Here is a 13,855-nt window from a genome sequence, read left to right as displayed (position 1 = left end):
AAACTCAAGCCAGCTATAGAGAAGCGAACATGGAAAAACCATCTACCAGTACCCGGCTGACAAGAATACTGAAAGAGCCGCTCACCCTGTTTGTCGTCGCGTCTGTAGGCATATTCGCGCTGGACGCCTGGCGGAAAGCTCCGCCGGAAGAGATATCTGAGTCCGCGCCAGCGCTTGCCGCCTCCGTGGACCGGACCATCGTCATCAGTGAAGGCATTGTCGCCGCGCTCGAAGAGGAGTTCGCGTGGTTGGAAGGGCGAACACCTACACCGTCGGAGAGCGAGGCCATCGTGAGCCAATGGCTCAGCGATGAAATCGTTTTTCGCGAGGCAGTCGCGCGACAGATGCACATGAACGACGGCAAGGTGCGCGAGCATCTGATCGAAAAGGTGCGCCTGCTCTGGGCCGGGACGCCGGCGGAACCCAGCGATCAGCAACTGCTGGCGTACTATGCGGACAATATGGACGCGTACTATGCGGAAGCGAAAGTCAGCTTTGAGCAGGTCTTCTACCAGAGCGAACCCGACAAGCCGGTCGACATACTCGCACGGCTCAGAGCCGGGGAGCACGTTGAAGGAGACCGCTACTGGTTGGGCGATAACATGGAGGACTATGCGGCGAGCATTCTGAAGACCAGTTTTGGCGGCAACTTCTTCAACGCATTACTTGAGGCTCCCAGGAACGAGTGGATCGGTCCTCTCGCTTCCCCGCGCGGATATCATTACGTGCGTGTGGCGAACGTGAAGCAGCCGGAGCCGATTCCCTTCGAGTTGCTTCAGGAACGTATCGCAAGCGACTGGACAAGCAACGAGCAGATGAAGCGCGTGAATGAACAAACGCAAATCGTGCGGCAGAAATTCGAGATCATCGTCGAAGCGAACGAACCGCCGGATAGCCGCGTGACGATGAGTGGTGGTGCCGATGATTAAGGTACTTCGGTTTCTGCTCCCGGGCCTGGCGGCAATGTTATGGATATCGCCGGCCTGGGCGCCCTATCTTGACTTGGCGCAGTTCACGATCGTTCAGCAGAACGACAGCGACCGGTTTCGCCTTGAGGTAACTCTGCCGGAGAACGTGGATCCGAGCTTGCCACTGATCTGGCCGACGGACTGCACTGCCCAAAGTGTCACTCCCGTTGCCGGTGCAAGCGAATTCTCCGCAACCCTCGTCTTCGACGTCAGCTGCGCACCCGGCGCCGCCGGTATCGTGCAAACCCGCTGGGGCAAGGACGGCGGGACGCTGGAAACCCGGCTCAGCGACGGAAGCAGCCGTTCCGACATGTTGCCCGGAGGACGCGTGGGCGCGGTGATTGCGCTGCCGGACTGGCAAAGCGTTGCGCAGCGGGAACCTGCCGGCTTCTGGCAAACCGCCTGGCGTTATCTCGAGCTGGGTACGGTCCATGTACTGGTTGGCTGGGATCACCTGGCCTTCGTCTTCTGTCTCGCGCTGCTGGCGACCGGGACATCGCTGCTGTGGCTGATATCGGCGTTTACCCTGGGCCACTCCATTTCACTGGCGCTAGCGCACCTCGACGTTTTGAATATTCCCATCGCTCCCGTCGAAGCAATCATCGCGCTGTCCGTGGTGTTCATGGCCAGAGAAGCGATACTGGCGTTTCGCAAGCAGGATGATGGCGAAAGCGGCAGCCGGTCATTGCGATGGCGGGCCGGTGTAACGGCGGCTTTCGGTCTTATTCACGGATTGGGGTTCGCCAGCGTGCTGGGCGGCCTCGGTGTATCGCCGACGGAAACGGTCACGGCCCTGCTGTTTTTCAACATCGGTGTGGAAATCGGCCAGATTCTGTTTGTGGTAGCAGTGATTGCATCGATCCGTCTGTTCCGATTGTTGCGCCTGGAGATGCCAGTGGTCCATGCGGCCACTTACGGCGTAGGCGGTATGGGCCTGGTGTGGACGCTTGAGCGTGTCGTCGGAGTATAGATACCGCGCCCGCACTTTTACTCACAGATAGCATGCCTCTACTGTCTGTGCTCTCCTGCCAGCAGGCCGACTTCGTCGGGACCGACCCTGCTGGCTTTTTTTCAAATTCTAGACCGAGCCAGTTTATCTCTTACGTTAAGCAACGTACGGCCGTTAGTTAATCGGCTGATGGTCTTGTTCGAGTCTTTTTTACAATAATGATTCCATGGCAACGGCGTTGCCTTTGCGGTCGGTCGCAAGGGCGTTCTGCGCCCAAGCCTGTCTTATCTCCGGGTACCGGGAAGCATGAGCAAATTGCAGCTCCAGGCTTTCCCTATTCCCCAACCCAGCAACCGGCCTTGATAGCTGGCGGTCGGTTCGCTGGTTCTTTTTGTCTCTATTTCTCTGCTTTTTCAACCCTGCAAAGCCTGCACAGAAATCGTGCACACGAACTACGTCATTTGACGCAGTTTGGGGTAGTCAATCGGCTAATGGCCCCGACTCAGCCCCGCATCAATAATCTCTCTGACTGGAACGCCTTCATCCTCACTAAAGAGAGCATCCCCCGAAGAGAGTCTGAGCATGAAAGAACCAACCATGAGCAAAGCAAAAGCAGCCCTGCTGGGTGCAGGTCTGTCCGTTCTGAGCCTCGCGGTTCAGGCTGCCGATACCGTAAAGGTGGGTGTGCTGCATTCGCTGTCCGGGACCATGGCCATCAGCGAAACCACCCTGAAGGACACCGTACTTATGATGGTGGAAGAGCAGAACAAAAAAGGTGGCCTGCTGGGCAAGAAGCTGGAAGCGGTGGTGGTTGACCCTGCCTCCAACTGGCCCCTGTTTGCGGAGAAAGCTCGCGAGTTGCTAGCCCAGGAAAAGGTCGACGTCATCTTCGGCGGATGGACCTCCGTTTCCCGCAAATCCATGCTGCCTGTGATCGAAGAACTGAACGGACTGCTGTTCTATCCCGTGCAGTACGAGGGCGAGGAATCCTCTAAGAATGTTTTCTACACCGGTGCGGCGCCCAATCAGCAGGCGATTCCCGCCGTGGACTATCTGATGAATGAGTTGGGCGTGGAGCGCTGGGTCCTGGCTGGAACGGACTACGTTTACCCGCGAACCACCAACAAGATTCTCGAGGCCTATCTGAAGTCCCAGGGTGTGGCGAGCTCGGACATCATGATCAACTACACCCCCTTTGGGCATTCCGACTGGCAGAGCATCGTGTCCGACATCAAGCACTTTGGCAATGCCGGCAAGATGACGGCGGTGGTGTCCACCATCAATGGCGACGCCAACGTGCCTTTTTATAGTGAACTGGCGAACCAGGGCATTTCCTCCTACGACATTCCCGTCATTGCGTTCTCCGTGGGCGAAGAGGAACTATCGGGTATCGATACCTCCGCACTGGAGGGTCACCTCGCCGCCTGGAACTATTTCCAGAGCGTGGATACGCCAGCAAATAAAGAATTCATCGCCAGGTGGAAGAAGTTCATTGGCGATCCGAAGCGGGTCACTAACGATCCCATGGAAGCAACCTATGTCGGTTTCAACATGTGGGCGAAGGCGGTGGAAAAGGCCGGTACCACAGACGTGGATGCGGTGGAGCAGGCGATGATCGGCATCGAAACACCGAACCTGACCGGCGGCATGGCGGTGATGAACAAAAACCACCATCTCTCTAAGCCTGTACTGATTGGCGAGATCCAGGACAACGGCCAGTTTATGGTGGTGTGGGAAACCGAAGGTATTGTGCCCGGCGATGCCTGGTCCGATTACCTGGAAGGCTCCCGTGATCTGATCGCCGACTGGACCAAACCGATCCGATGCGGCAACTACAACACGGTCAGCAAGTCCTGCTCAGGTCAGCAGCGCTAGCAGGCACCCGTTCTTCCCGGGTATCGATTGATCCCGGGAAGAGCCTCTCTACCGCAAAGCAGTTCTCCGGGAGATTATATAGTGAGAAAGTTGTTAATGCTGCTCTGCTGCCTGTTTGCCGGGCAGGCGGCGGCCGAAGCCAACACCATCGCCGCCGCCGAAGTCACGGGCGCGAAATCCGGCATCCCAACGGTGACCAATAAGACCGCGGCTCCGACAATGGACGCGCTGCTGCGAGAGCTCCCCACCGCCAATCTGCGCGAAAGTCTCGACATTCTGACATCTCTCGAGGACACGGGCGGCAGAACGATGCTGCCGCTGTTTCGCGCGCTCTTCGACGGGGACTTGTACTACGACCAAAGCACGTTTCGTCTGTTGTCGGTGACCAGTTCGAAAGGGGCGAAAGCCGTTGCCGATGCGGTTTCCGGTGAGCTACTCCCGCAAATCGATCCAGCGACCCTCAAGCGAGTGCGCGTGAGCAACCGCATTCGCAGCCATTTGCTCGAGGCCATTGCCCGCGTAAACCTGTTGCAGGGCGATTTACAGGAACGGATTCAGGCCGCCCGGGAAATGCTCGACAACATGAAGGGGAGCAATCTGCCCTTGCTTGAGCAGGCGCGTGCGAGGGAAGAGCATCCGGATGTGCTGGAAGTTCTGGAAGCGGCCATCGCATTGCAGACGCTGGCCGACGGCGGCGACCGCCAGCTTCGCCTTGAGGCGCTAAAGAAGCTGGAAGAACGTCTGGAAAATTCCGTGCGGAACACCATGGCCAGCATGCTGGATGCAAACGGGCGTAACGAGCAGGACCCGGAAGTCCGTGCCGCCCTCGCGCCTGCATTGGAAGCCATCGAAGCGCGTGTCGAGTTTTACTCCAGAATCGATCAACTGTTCTTCGGACTCAGCCTCGGCTCCGTTCTGCTGCTGGCGGCCGTAGGGCTCGCGGTCACCTTCGGCGTGATGGGCGTGATCAACATGGCCCACGGCGAAATGCTGATGCTGGGCGCCTATACGACTTATGTGGTTCAACTCGCCATGCCGGCCTTCATCGATTACTCGCTGTGGGTGGCGATTCCGTCGGCCTTTATCGTCGCCGGCAGCGTGGGCGTCCTGATTCAACGATACGTTATTCGCTATCTCAACGGGCGTCCTCTGGAAACGTTGCTGGCGACATTCGGTATCAGCCTGATTCTGCAACAGGCGGTACGCAGCATCTTCTCGCCGCTGAACAGGCTGGTGGTCTCTCCCGAATGGATGAGCGGTTCTCTGCAGATCAACCCCGTACTGTCGCTGACCAACAATCGGCTTGCGATTCTGATCTTCTCGCTGGCCGTGTTTTTCGTTCTGCTGCTGATTCTGAAGAAAACCTCGCTCGGTCTTCAGGTGCGAGCTGTTTCCCAGAACCGGGACATGGCGAAGGCCATGGGCATCCGCACGGACCGGGTCGACGCGATGACTTTCGGGCTCGGTTCCGGTGTGGCGGGTATTGGCGGCGTTGCGCTTAGCCAACTGACCAACGTGGGCCCGAACCTGGGTCAGGCCTACATCATCGATTCCTTTATGGTCGTGGTATTCGGCGGCGTGGGCAATCTCTTCGGCACGCTGGTGGGCGCCTTTGGCCTGGGTCTGTTCACTAAGTTTCTTGAGCCGGTTGCCGGCGCGGTGCTGGCAAAAATCCTCATGCTGGTGGCGATCATACTATTCATACAGAAGCGGCCGCAGGGACTGTTCCCGCAGAAGGGGAGGTCGGTGGAATGAGAAAGCTTCTGGAGAACTGGGGCGTGCGCCGCGCCACCACCGGCAATTGCCTGACCTTTGTTCTGGTGCTGTTTGGGGCGACGCTGATCGCGTCCGTGTCCAACCTGCTGATTCCCGAGAGCTCGGCGCTGCACGTCAGTACCTACACGATTTCCCTGTTCGGCAAATATTTGTGCTACGCGACGCTCGCGTTGGCCGTGGACCTGATCTGGGGGTACTGCGGCATTCTGAGCCTGGGGCATGGCGCATTTTTCGCGCTGGGCGGCTACGCCATGGGCATGTACCTAATGCGGCAGATAGGCGACCGGGGCGTTTACGGCAACCCGGATTTGCCGGACTTCATGGTGTTCCTGAGCTGGGACAGTCTGCCCTGGTACTGGTGGGGCATGGACAACTTCGGCTTTGCAATGCTGATGGTCTTGCTGGTGCCCGGGCTGCTCGCTTTCGTGTTCGGCTGGTTGACCTTTCGTTCGCGGGTCACAGGCGTCTACCTGTCCATCATGACGCAGGCGCTCACCTATGCGCTGATGCTTGCCTTCTTCCGCAATGAAATGGGCTTTGGCGGCAACAACGGTCTGACCGACTTCAAGGAAATTCTCGGCTTCGACCTACAGGCGGACGGCACCCGCGTTGGACTTTTCGTGATCACGGCAATGCTTCTCGCGGTTCTCTATATCCTGACCCAGTCCGTGGTGAACTCCCGTCTCGGACGGGTGGTGGAATCGGTGCGGGACGCAGAAGCAAGAGTGCGCTTTCTCGGCTACCGGACGGCGCAGTACAAGTTGTGGCTATTTACCTGTTCGGCGCTGATTGCCGCGGTGGCTGGCGCGCTGTATGTGCCGCAGGTGGGTATCATCAATCCCGGCGAGTTTGCACCACTGAACTCCATCGAGGTGGTGGTCTGGGTCGCCGTGGGCGGACGCGGCACACTCTACGGAGCAGTGCTGGGCGCGCTGCTAGTGAGCTACGCGAAAACCAAGTTCACCGCGTGGGCGCCGGAAAGCTGGCTGTTCATGCTCGGCGCACTCTTTGTGGTGGTCACCATCTTCCTGCCGAAGGGTCTGGTGGGTCTGGTCAGCCGCGCGCGCATCAATCCATTCCGACGGCTTCCTCGAGAACAGGAGGCGGGCGCATGAAACTTCCTGAAATGCTTGAAGCGCCGCTGCGAAACTTCATGCCAGGGTTCAGAAAGACCTGGCATAACGAGGTGGATCGCCCCCTCGACGTTTCGCACAAGGTGATTCTTTATGTTGAGGGTGTCACAGTCAGCTTTGATGGCTTCAAAGCCCTGAACGATCTGAACCTTTATATCAACGATGGCGAACTACGGTGCCTGATCGGCGCCAACGGTGCCGGCAAAACCACGCTGATGGATGTGATTACCGGCAAAACCCGCTGCGACAGCGGTCAGGCCTGGTTTGGGCAGACCATCGACCTGCTGCGTCACGATGAAGCGGAAATCGCGCAACTGGGCATCGGCCGCAAGTTCCAGAAGCCGACGGTGTTTGAATCGCACTCCGTGTTCAGCAACCTCGAGCTTTCGCTCAGATGCCGCAAAGGTGTGTGGGACATTCTGTTTGCGCAGCTCAGTGGCGACCAGCGCGACCGGATCGATGAAGTGCTCGACCTTGTTGGCCTTCAGGCCAAGCGCGATCTGCAGGCAGGTGCCTTGTCCCATGGCGAAAAGCAGTGGCTGGAAATCGGCATGCTGCTCGCTTCCGATCCGCGTCTGCTGCTGATCGACGAGCCGGTGGCGGGCATGACCGCACAGGAAACCGAGCGCACCGCCGAGCTGCTGACCTCGCTTGCCGGTGATCGCACCGTGGTGGTCGTGGAGCACGACATGGAGTTCGTTCGCAGCATCGCGCGAACCGTAACCGTATTGCACCAGGGCAGCGTACTGGCGGAAGGCACTATGGACGAAGTTCAGAATGATCCGAAGGTGATCGAGGTCTATCTGGGAGAGGGCGCATGATCCAAGTCAAACAGCTGGACCAGCGCTACGGCGACTCCCGGATACTGTGGAGTCTCGATCTCGACATCGAGAAGGGTTCCTGTACCTGCATCATGGGTCGCAACGGCGTCGGCAAAACCACCTTGCTCAAATGCCTAATGGGTCAGTTGCCGGTCAGTGGCGGGGAGATTCTTTTCAAAGGCAAGCCCATCCAACAGATGCCGGCGCACAGCCGCGCGAACCTGGGAATTGGTTACGTCCCTCAGGGGCGCGATATCTTTACGAAGCTGACGGTGGAAGAAAATCTGCGCATCGGACTGCCCTGTCGCAAGGACGGCCTGCGCCGGATTCCGCAAAAGATTTTCGACCTTTTTCCGGTGCTGGCGGAAATGCTGCACCGCCGTGGGGGTGACCTGTCGGGCGGCCAGCAACAGCAGCTGGCGATCGGCCGTGCCCTGGTGATTGAACCCAGCGTTCTGATTCTTGACGAACCCAATGAGGGAATACAGCCGAACATCGTCAGCCAGATCGGCGATGTGATCACCAGACTCAACGCGGAGGGACTCACCGTGATATTGGTGGAGCAAAGGCTGGGATTCGCGCGCCGGGTTGGCAAGGAATTTCGGCTGATGGAAAAAGGAAGGGTAGTGGCTGGCGACACCATGGACCGATTAAGCGAGAGCCTCATTGAGCGGCACTTGGCGGTCTAGATGAATTCACTGGCACTGCCCCTGAATGCCTTGCAGCAGGCCGAAGACCTGCACCGTGCCGGTCAATGGCAGGCGAGCCTCGACCTGGCTTTCGAGCAGCGTGATCGGGGTTGCCGACTGGTACGCAACGCGCACAGCGGACCGCTTTGCGTACAGAAGCCTTTTTATCCCGAAGGCGCGGAGCTGGCCCACGTTTACCTCCTGCACCCTCCAGGCGGATTGGTCTCCGGTGATCGTTTGCAAATCAATGTCCGGCTGAACCCGGCGGCTCAGGTCCTGTTGACCACGCCCGGTGCGGGTCGTGTCTACCGGGCTCGTTCCGACCGCCGCCTGCAACAGCAGATCAATACGATCGATGTGGCGGCCGGCGCTTCCATGGAGTGGTTGCCGCAGGAAACTATTGTCTATCCCGACGCGCACGCCAGCATGCTCACGCAAGTGAAGCTCGCCGCCGAAAGTCGCTTTACCGGCTGGGAGATCACCTGTCTGGGACTGCCGGCCAAGCAGGCTCGCTTCGATCAGGGTAGTCTCAATCAGCGCTTGCTGATCTCTCGCGAACAGCGCCCGGTGTTGGTGGAAAATCTGGTGCTCGGTGATGCAACGCGCGACCTCGCGACCGCTGCGGCAGGCATGCAGTCCTGCCCGGTAAGCGGCATTTTCGTGGCGGGTCCTTTTGCGTCGGGCGATGACGATGTGGACGCTCTAATTCATGAGCTGCGCGAACGGACAGCGGCATTGCCAAAGGGTGCCCTCGCAGGTGTTTCAAAGCTCAACGACCTCGTCGTCGCTCGTTATCTTGGGCCCTGCTCGGAGCAGGCGCGGAAGTTGTTTATCTCAATATGGGAATGTGTCCGGCCCGTGTTGAACCAACGCGACGCCAGGCACCCGCGAATCTGGTCCACATAGAAGCGCGGGCGATAGCAACGCATAAAGAGGCGAGGCAGATCAATGGAACTACTACCGAGAGAGAAAGACAAGCTGCTTCTGTTCACCGCGGCACTACTGGCGGAGCGACGCCTCGCCCGCGGATTGAGACTCAACTACCCGGAAGCGGTTGCGCTGATCTCGATGGAAATCATCGAAGGCGCGCGGGACGGCAAAACGGTCGCCGAGCTGATGGCCTACGGCAAGGAGATACTTGGCGCCGATCAGGTGAGGGAGGGTGTCGCCGAGCTGATACATGAAGTTCAGGTGGAAGCCACTTTCCCCGACGGCACCAAGCTGGTGACGGTTCACGATCCGATCAACTGATCTGAGCGAGAAATGCTATGCAATCCGATACTCCAGCACCCGTAAAGAAGCCGGGCGAAATTCAGGTCGGCGCGGATCCGATTGAAATCAACAAAGGTCGGGACACAGTCACTCTGCGGGTAGAGAACCTTGGCGATCGTCCGGTTCAAATAGGTTCCCACTATCACTTTTACGAAGTGAACCCCGCACTGCGTTTCGACCGTGAAAAATCGCGCGGCTTTCACCTGAACATCGCTGCCGGCACCGCGGTGCGCTTCGAGCCGGGGCAGAGCCGGGAAGTGGATCTGGTGGCTTACGCTGGAAACCAACGGGTGTATGGATTTCGCGGCGAAGTCATGGGTCCACTCTGAAATCGTTTTACTACCCGGAATTTAAATAGTCGCTCGTAACGTAAGCTGTTCGTGTAGACCGGAGAACAATGTGACAAGAATAGATCGGGAAACCTATGCGCAAATGTTCGGCCCGACCACCGGCGACCGCGTCCGCCTGGCCGATACGGAACTGTGGATTCAGGTTGAGAGAGACATGACCGTCTATGGCGACGAAGTAAAATTCGGCGGCGGCAAGGTCATTCGCGACGGCATGGGCCAAAGCCAGCAGGCCGGGGACAAGGTCATGGACCTGGTTATCACCAACGCGCTGATTCTCGACTACTGGGGAGTGGTCAAGGCGGATGTTGGCGTAAAGCGCGGCCGCATTGCCGCCATCGGCAAGGCCGGCAATCCGGATGTGCAGCATGCGGTGGACATCGTCATCGGCCCCGGAACGGAAATAATCGCCGGCGAAGGTTGCATTCTCACCGCTGGCGGCATTGATGCACATATTCATTTCATTTGTCCGCAGCAAATCGACGAAGCCCTGATGAGCGGAATCACCACGATGCTCGGCGGCGGCACCGGCCCGGCCACTGGAACCAACGCTACCACGTGCACGCCGGGCCCATGGAATATCGGAAAAATGCTGCAGGCCACCGACGACATGCCCATGAACCTGGGTTTTCTCGGCAAAGGGAACGCCAGCCGGCGCGAGGCTTTGGAGGATCAGGTGCGCGCCGGCGTCTGTGGAATGAAGCTTCACGAAGACTGGGGCACCACGCCCGCCGCGATCGACAATTGTCTGAACGTGGCGGAAGCCTTCGATATTCAAGTGGCGATCCACACCGATACGCTGAACGAATCCGGTTTCGTCGACGATACCATTGTCGCCTTCAAGGACCGGGCGATTCATACCTATCACACTGAAGGCGCCGGTGGCGGCCATGCGCCGGACATCATTCGCGCCTGCGGTTACCCCTACGTGCTGCCATCGTCCACCAATCCCACGCGTCCCTACACGGTGAACACCGTGGATGAGCATCTGGACATGCTGATGGTCTGTCACCATCTGGACTCGTCCATTCCCGAAGACGTGGCTTTCGCCGATTCGCGCATCCGCAAGGAAACCATTGCCGCTGAAGACATTCTGCAGGACCTGGGCGCAATCAGCATGATCGCATCCGACTCCCAAGCCATGGGACGTGTGGGTGAAGTCATCACGCGTACCTGGCAGACCGCGCACAAGATGAAAGTACAGCGCGGATCCCTGAAGGAAGACACGAGCGCTGCCGACAACGTGCGTGCCCGTCGCTACATTGCTAAATACACCATCAATCCCGCGCTGACCCACGGCATTGCCCACGAAGTGGGCTCCATCGAAGTCGGAAAGATGGCGGATCTGGTGTTATGGAGGCCGGCATTCTTTGGCAGTAAGCCGGCCCTGATCATCAAGTCTGGGATGATCGCCGCCGCGCCGATGGGCGATCCCAACGCATCGATCCCCACGCCGCAGCCCGTTCACTACCGCCGAATGTTCGGCGCTTTCGGACGGGCCGCCGCCGCGCTCTCGGTGACCTTCACCAGCCAGGCGGCACTGGCCGAAGGAGTTCGTGACCGGCTCGGTCTGCAGCGGCAACTGGTGGCCTGTCGAAACACCCGTAGCGTGCGCAAGCAGGACATGATCCTAAATGATTGGCTGCCGACCATCGAAGTCGATGCGCAAACCTATGAAGTGCGGGCCGACGGTGAACTGCTCACCTGCGAACCCGCATCGGTGCTGCCGCTTGCGCAGCTTTACAACCTTTTTTAGGGCTAATTGATTCAATGCTCAGGCCGGAGGCCATAGTGCTAGAAGTTTATGAACGTCTTGGAACCGAATTCCCGGCTGCACCGCCGCGCAGGGTGATCCTCACGCATCTGCAGCGCGACCGCGGACGGTTGCGCACCATCACGACCGACGGCGAAGAGCTGCGCATATTCCTGGAGCGCGGCACACCGCTGCAGATCGGCGAATGCCTTCGCACGCAATGTGGTCAGTACATCATCGTGGAGGGCGCCATGGAACCGGTGGTGACTGCCACCTGCGAGGACTGGGAGACATTCAGCCTTGCCTGCTATCACTTGGGCAACCGGCACGTAAAAGTGCAAATGGGGCCGCGCAGACTGCGCATCCTGCCGGACCATGTTTTGGAAGAAATGCTCACCATGCTCGGCATGACGCTCACCCATGGCGAACATCTGTTCGTCCCGGTGTCCGGGGCGTACGCCGGTTCTCATTCCCACAGCTCTCATGGCGGCCATGACCAGAGCCACGGTGATCACCACCATTCTCATGACGAGAGACCTCTTTACCTGTGCCTGAACGGAAACGGGAAAACCCATGAGCACTGACGCCGCTCTGCTGCGGCTTCTGCATCTGGCCAGTGCCAACCTGCCGGTCGGTGCCTACGCTTTTTCACACGGCCTGGAATACGCCATTGACGCACGCTGGATCAACAACGCACGGGAAATCGGCAACTGGGTGTCCATGCAGCTTCGTCACTCCATGGCCACCGTGGATATACCGGTGGTGTACCGTCTCGCTGAGTCGATCGCGCAGGGCGACGATGTCGCGATTCGCTACTGGAACGACTTCCTCCTGGCCTGTCGCGAAACCCGGGAACTGCAACTGAGTGATACCGCCGCAGGTGAAGCCTTGCAGCGATTATTGCCGAAGTTGGACGTGCCCCTCACCAGCGGGATCGCTTCGCTCAGCTTCCTGACGGGGTTCGCTCATGCCGCCCACCACTGGAACATCGACCCGCGCAGCGCCGCGCTCGGCTATGTATGGTCGTGGCTGGAGAATCAGGTGGTGGCCGCAACCAAGCTGATGCCACTGGGACAAGCCCAAGCACAGGTGCTTCTGCACAATCTGCAGGAACAGATCCCGTCTGTACTCGATTTAGGCGGCTCGATAGCTGACGATCAGATAGGCGCAAGTTTGCCGGGGCTAACCATCGCCAGCATGTGCCACGAAAATCAGTACACGCGGCTGTTCCGCTCGTGAAAGCCACGACAATTTGCTCAGCACTTCTCATTGACGCTGAGAACATTTGAGGAAGGAGACAAGCATGTCAACCAACAGACCAGCGCAAACACTGCGCGTCGGCGTCGGCGGCCCGGTAGGCTCGGGAAAAACCGCCTTGCTGCGGGTCATGTGCCAGGCCCTGCGCGACTACTACAACATGGCCGTGGTCACTAACGATATTTACACCCATGAAGACGCCCAGTTTCTTACTCGCCATGACGCGCTGAGCGCGGATCGAATCATTGGTGTAGAAACAGGCGGCTGCCCGCACACGGCAATCCGCGAGGATGCGTCCATGAACCTGTCGGCCATTGACCAGCTGATGCGCAGGCATGAGAACCTCGACCTAGTCTTTGTCGAGAGCGGCGGCGACAACCTGAGTGCAACTTTTAGCCCCGAACTGTCCGACCTCACTCTATATGTGATTGATGTTTCGGCCGGAGACAAAATCCCCCGCAAAGGGGGACCGGGTATCACTCGCTCGGACTTGCTGATCATCAACAAGACCGACATTGCACCCCTGGTTGGCGCATCACTGGATGTCATGCGTGAAGACGCCAAGCGCATGCGTGGCGACGCACCCTTTGTTTTCACAAACCTAAAAACCGGTGCAGGCGTGGACCAGGTGATCAATTTCATTGTGGAGGAAGGCATGCTGCCAAAACGCGAGTTGCCACCCTCTTTTAGCGGTTTCGCACTGAACAACACAGGTACGACAGAGGTAATGACCGGAGGGGTGAAATGAGAGTTACCAAGATCAAAGTGGGTATGGTGCTTACGATCCTTTCCAGCCTAGCGTGGAGCCACGAAGGTCATGGGCCGTCTTCCGGGATTGCACATGACTTTATGCACTTTGCCTGGTTTGTCGCTGCCGTTTTGTTTTTGGTGGGTATTGCCCTTCGTGGAACAGGACGTGCGAACAAGCGTGCCGTGGTCCGACGGAAAGAGCGGTTTTGAGGACGTAGTGCAGTTGAGTGCCTTCGGCCCCGTTTGGCGAAGGGGTGAATCTACG

At 58.6% G+C, this 13,855-nt stretch carries 14 protein-coding genes; all 14 read left to right on the top strand.

Annotated features, from left to right (window positions below; translation table 11 throughout):
* Positions 1 to 29: 29 nt before the first annotated feature.
* The 14 genes from ACURWW_RS07150 (at position 30) to ureG (ending at position 13,588) form a co-directional block, all read left to right on the top strand.
* A complete protein-coding gene (locus ACURWW_RS07150; protein ID WP_445616113.1) occupies positions 30 to 929 on the top strand; it encodes a peptidyl-prolyl cis-trans isomerase in 900 nt (299 codons plus the stop codon).
* Positions 922 to 1,938: a HupE/UreJ family protein gene (locus ACURWW_RS07145; protein WP_445616112.1), complete on the top strand. Its 1,017-nt coding sequence runs from the start codon at positions 922 to 924 to the stop codon at positions 1,936 to 1,938. The genes ACURWW_RS07150 and ACURWW_RS07145 overlap by 8 nt, the downstream gene beginning before the upstream one ends.
* A 576-nt stretch (positions 1,939 to 2,514) precedes the next feature.
* Positions 2,515 to 3,792, top strand: coding sequence for an urea ABC transporter substrate-binding protein (gene urtA, locus ACURWW_RS07140; RefSeq protein ID WP_445616111.1), 1,278 nt, complete (start codon positions 2,515 to 2,517; stop codon positions 3,790 to 3,792).
* Positions 3,793 to 3,873: 81 nt separating this feature from the next.
* On the top strand, positions 3,874 to 5,547 hold the full coding sequence (gene urtB / locus ACURWW_RS07135) for an urea ABC transporter permease subunit UrtB (protein ID WP_445616110.1): 1,674 nt from the start codon (positions 3,874 to 3,876) through the stop codon (positions 5,545 to 5,547).
* Positions 5,544 to 6,683: an urea ABC transporter permease subunit UrtC gene (gene urtC, locus ACURWW_RS07130; protein WP_445616109.1), complete on the top strand. Its 1,140-nt coding sequence runs from the start codon at positions 5,544 to 5,546 to the stop codon at positions 6,681 to 6,683. The genes urtB and urtC overlap by 4 nt, the downstream gene beginning before the upstream one ends.
* Positions 6,684 to 6,721: 38 nt before the next feature.
* Positions 6,722 to 7,522 carry an urea ABC transporter ATP-binding protein UrtD gene (gene urtD / locus ACURWW_RS07125; RefSeq protein ID WP_445616302.1) on the top strand — a complete coding sequence of 267 codons (801 nt, stop codon included), beginning with the start codon at positions 6,722 to 6,724 and terminating at the stop codon, positions 7,520 to 7,522.
* Positions 7,519 to 8,211: an urea ABC transporter ATP-binding subunit UrtE gene (urtE, locus tag ACURWW_RS07120; protein WP_445616108.1), complete on the top strand. Its 693-nt coding sequence runs from the start codon at positions 7,519 to 7,521 to the stop codon at positions 8,209 to 8,211. The genes urtD and urtE overlap by 4 nt, the downstream gene beginning before the upstream one ends.
* Entirely contained in the window at positions 8,212 to 9,117 is a 906-nt protein-coding gene (locus tag ACURWW_RS07115) for an urease accessory protein UreD (RefSeq protein ID WP_445616107.1), read from the top strand.
* A gap of 42 nt (positions 9,118 to 9,159) precedes the next feature.
* Positions 9,160 to 9,462, top strand: a complete 303-nt coding sequence (locus ACURWW_RS07110; protein WP_445616106.1) for an urease subunit gamma — start codon at positions 9,160 to 9,162, stop codon at positions 9,460 to 9,462.
* Between the two features lie 17 nt (positions 9,463 to 9,479).
* Entirely contained in the window at positions 9,480 to 9,812 is a 333-nt protein-coding gene (locus tag ACURWW_RS07105) for an urease subunit beta (RefSeq protein WP_445616105.1), read from the top strand.
* Positions 9,813 to 9,882: 70 nt separating this feature from the next.
* Complete coding sequence (ureC, locus tag ACURWW_RS07100) at positions 9,883 to 11,586, top strand: urease subunit alpha (protein WP_445616104.1); 1,704 nt, start codon at positions 9,883 to 9,885, stop codon at positions 11,584 to 11,586.
* Positions 11,587 to 11,621: 35 nt separating this feature from the next.
* Complete coding sequence (locus ACURWW_RS07095) at positions 11,622 to 12,167, top strand: urease accessory protein UreE (protein WP_445616103.1); 546 nt, start codon at positions 11,622 to 11,624, stop codon at positions 12,165 to 12,167.
* On the top strand, positions 12,157 to 12,822 hold the full coding sequence (locus ACURWW_RS07090) for an urease accessory protein UreF (protein ID WP_445616102.1): 666 nt from the start codon (positions 12,157 to 12,159) through the stop codon (positions 12,820 to 12,822). The genes ACURWW_RS07095 and ACURWW_RS07090 overlap by 11 nt, the downstream gene beginning before the upstream one ends.
* A gap of 64 nt (positions 12,823 to 12,886) precedes the next feature.
* Positions 12,887 to 13,588 (top strand): urease accessory protein UreG, encoded by a 702-nt coding sequence (gene ureG / locus ACURWW_RS07085; protein WP_445616101.1) that lies wholly within the window; start codon positions 12,887 to 12,889, stop codon positions 13,586 to 13,588.
* The last annotated feature ends 267 nt before the right edge of the window (positions 13,589 to 13,855 follow it).

This window comes from Gilvimarinus sp. F26214L (genome assembly GCF_054401055.1).
The sequence above is the reverse complement of the archived record's forward strand: the minus strand, read 5'-3'. Positions and strand labels throughout refer to the sequence as shown.

Bases quoted from the DNA above. Each gene is read 5' to 3' on its own strand.
- ACURWW_RS07150 (WP_445616113.1), top strand. From the start codon at position 30: ATGGAAAAACCATCTACCAGTACCCGGCTGACAAGAATACTGAAAGAG.
- ACURWW_RS07145 (WP_445616112.1), top strand. From the start codon at position 922: ATGATTAAGGTACTTCGGTTTCTGCTCCCGGGCCTGGCGGCAATGTTA.
- urtA (WP_445616111.1), top strand. From the start codon at position 2,515: ATGAGCAAAGCAAAAGCAGCCCTGCTGGGTGCAGGTCTGTCCGTTCTG.
- urtC (WP_445616109.1), top strand. From the start codon at position 5,544: ATGAGAAAGCTTCTGGAGAACTGGGGCGTGCGCCGCGCCACCACCGGC.
- urtD (WP_445616302.1), top strand. From the start codon at position 6,722: ATGCCAGGGTTCAGAAAGACCTGGCATAACGAGGTGGATCGCCCCCTC.
- urtE (WP_445616108.1), top strand. From the start codon at position 7,519: ATGATCCAAGTCAAACAGCTGGACCAGCGCTACGGCGACTCCCGGATA.
- ACURWW_RS07115 (WP_445616107.1), top strand. From the start codon at position 8,212: ATGAATTCACTGGCACTGCCCCTGAATGCCTTGCAGCAGGCCGAAGAC.
- ACURWW_RS07110 (WP_445616106.1), top strand. From the start codon at position 9,160: ATGGAACTACTACCGAGAGAGAAAGACAAGCTGCTTCTGTTCACCGCG.
- ACURWW_RS07105 (WP_445616105.1), top strand. From the start codon at position 9,480: ATGCAATCCGATACTCCAGCACCCGTAAAGAAGCCGGGCGAAATTCAG.
- ACURWW_RS07090 (WP_445616102.1), top strand. From the start codon at position 12,157: ATGAGCACTGACGCCGCTCTGCTGCGGCTTCTGCATCTGGCCAGTGCC.
- ureG (WP_445616101.1), top strand. From the start codon at position 12,887: ATGTCAACCAACAGACCAGCGCAAACACTGCGCGTCGGCGTCGGCGGC.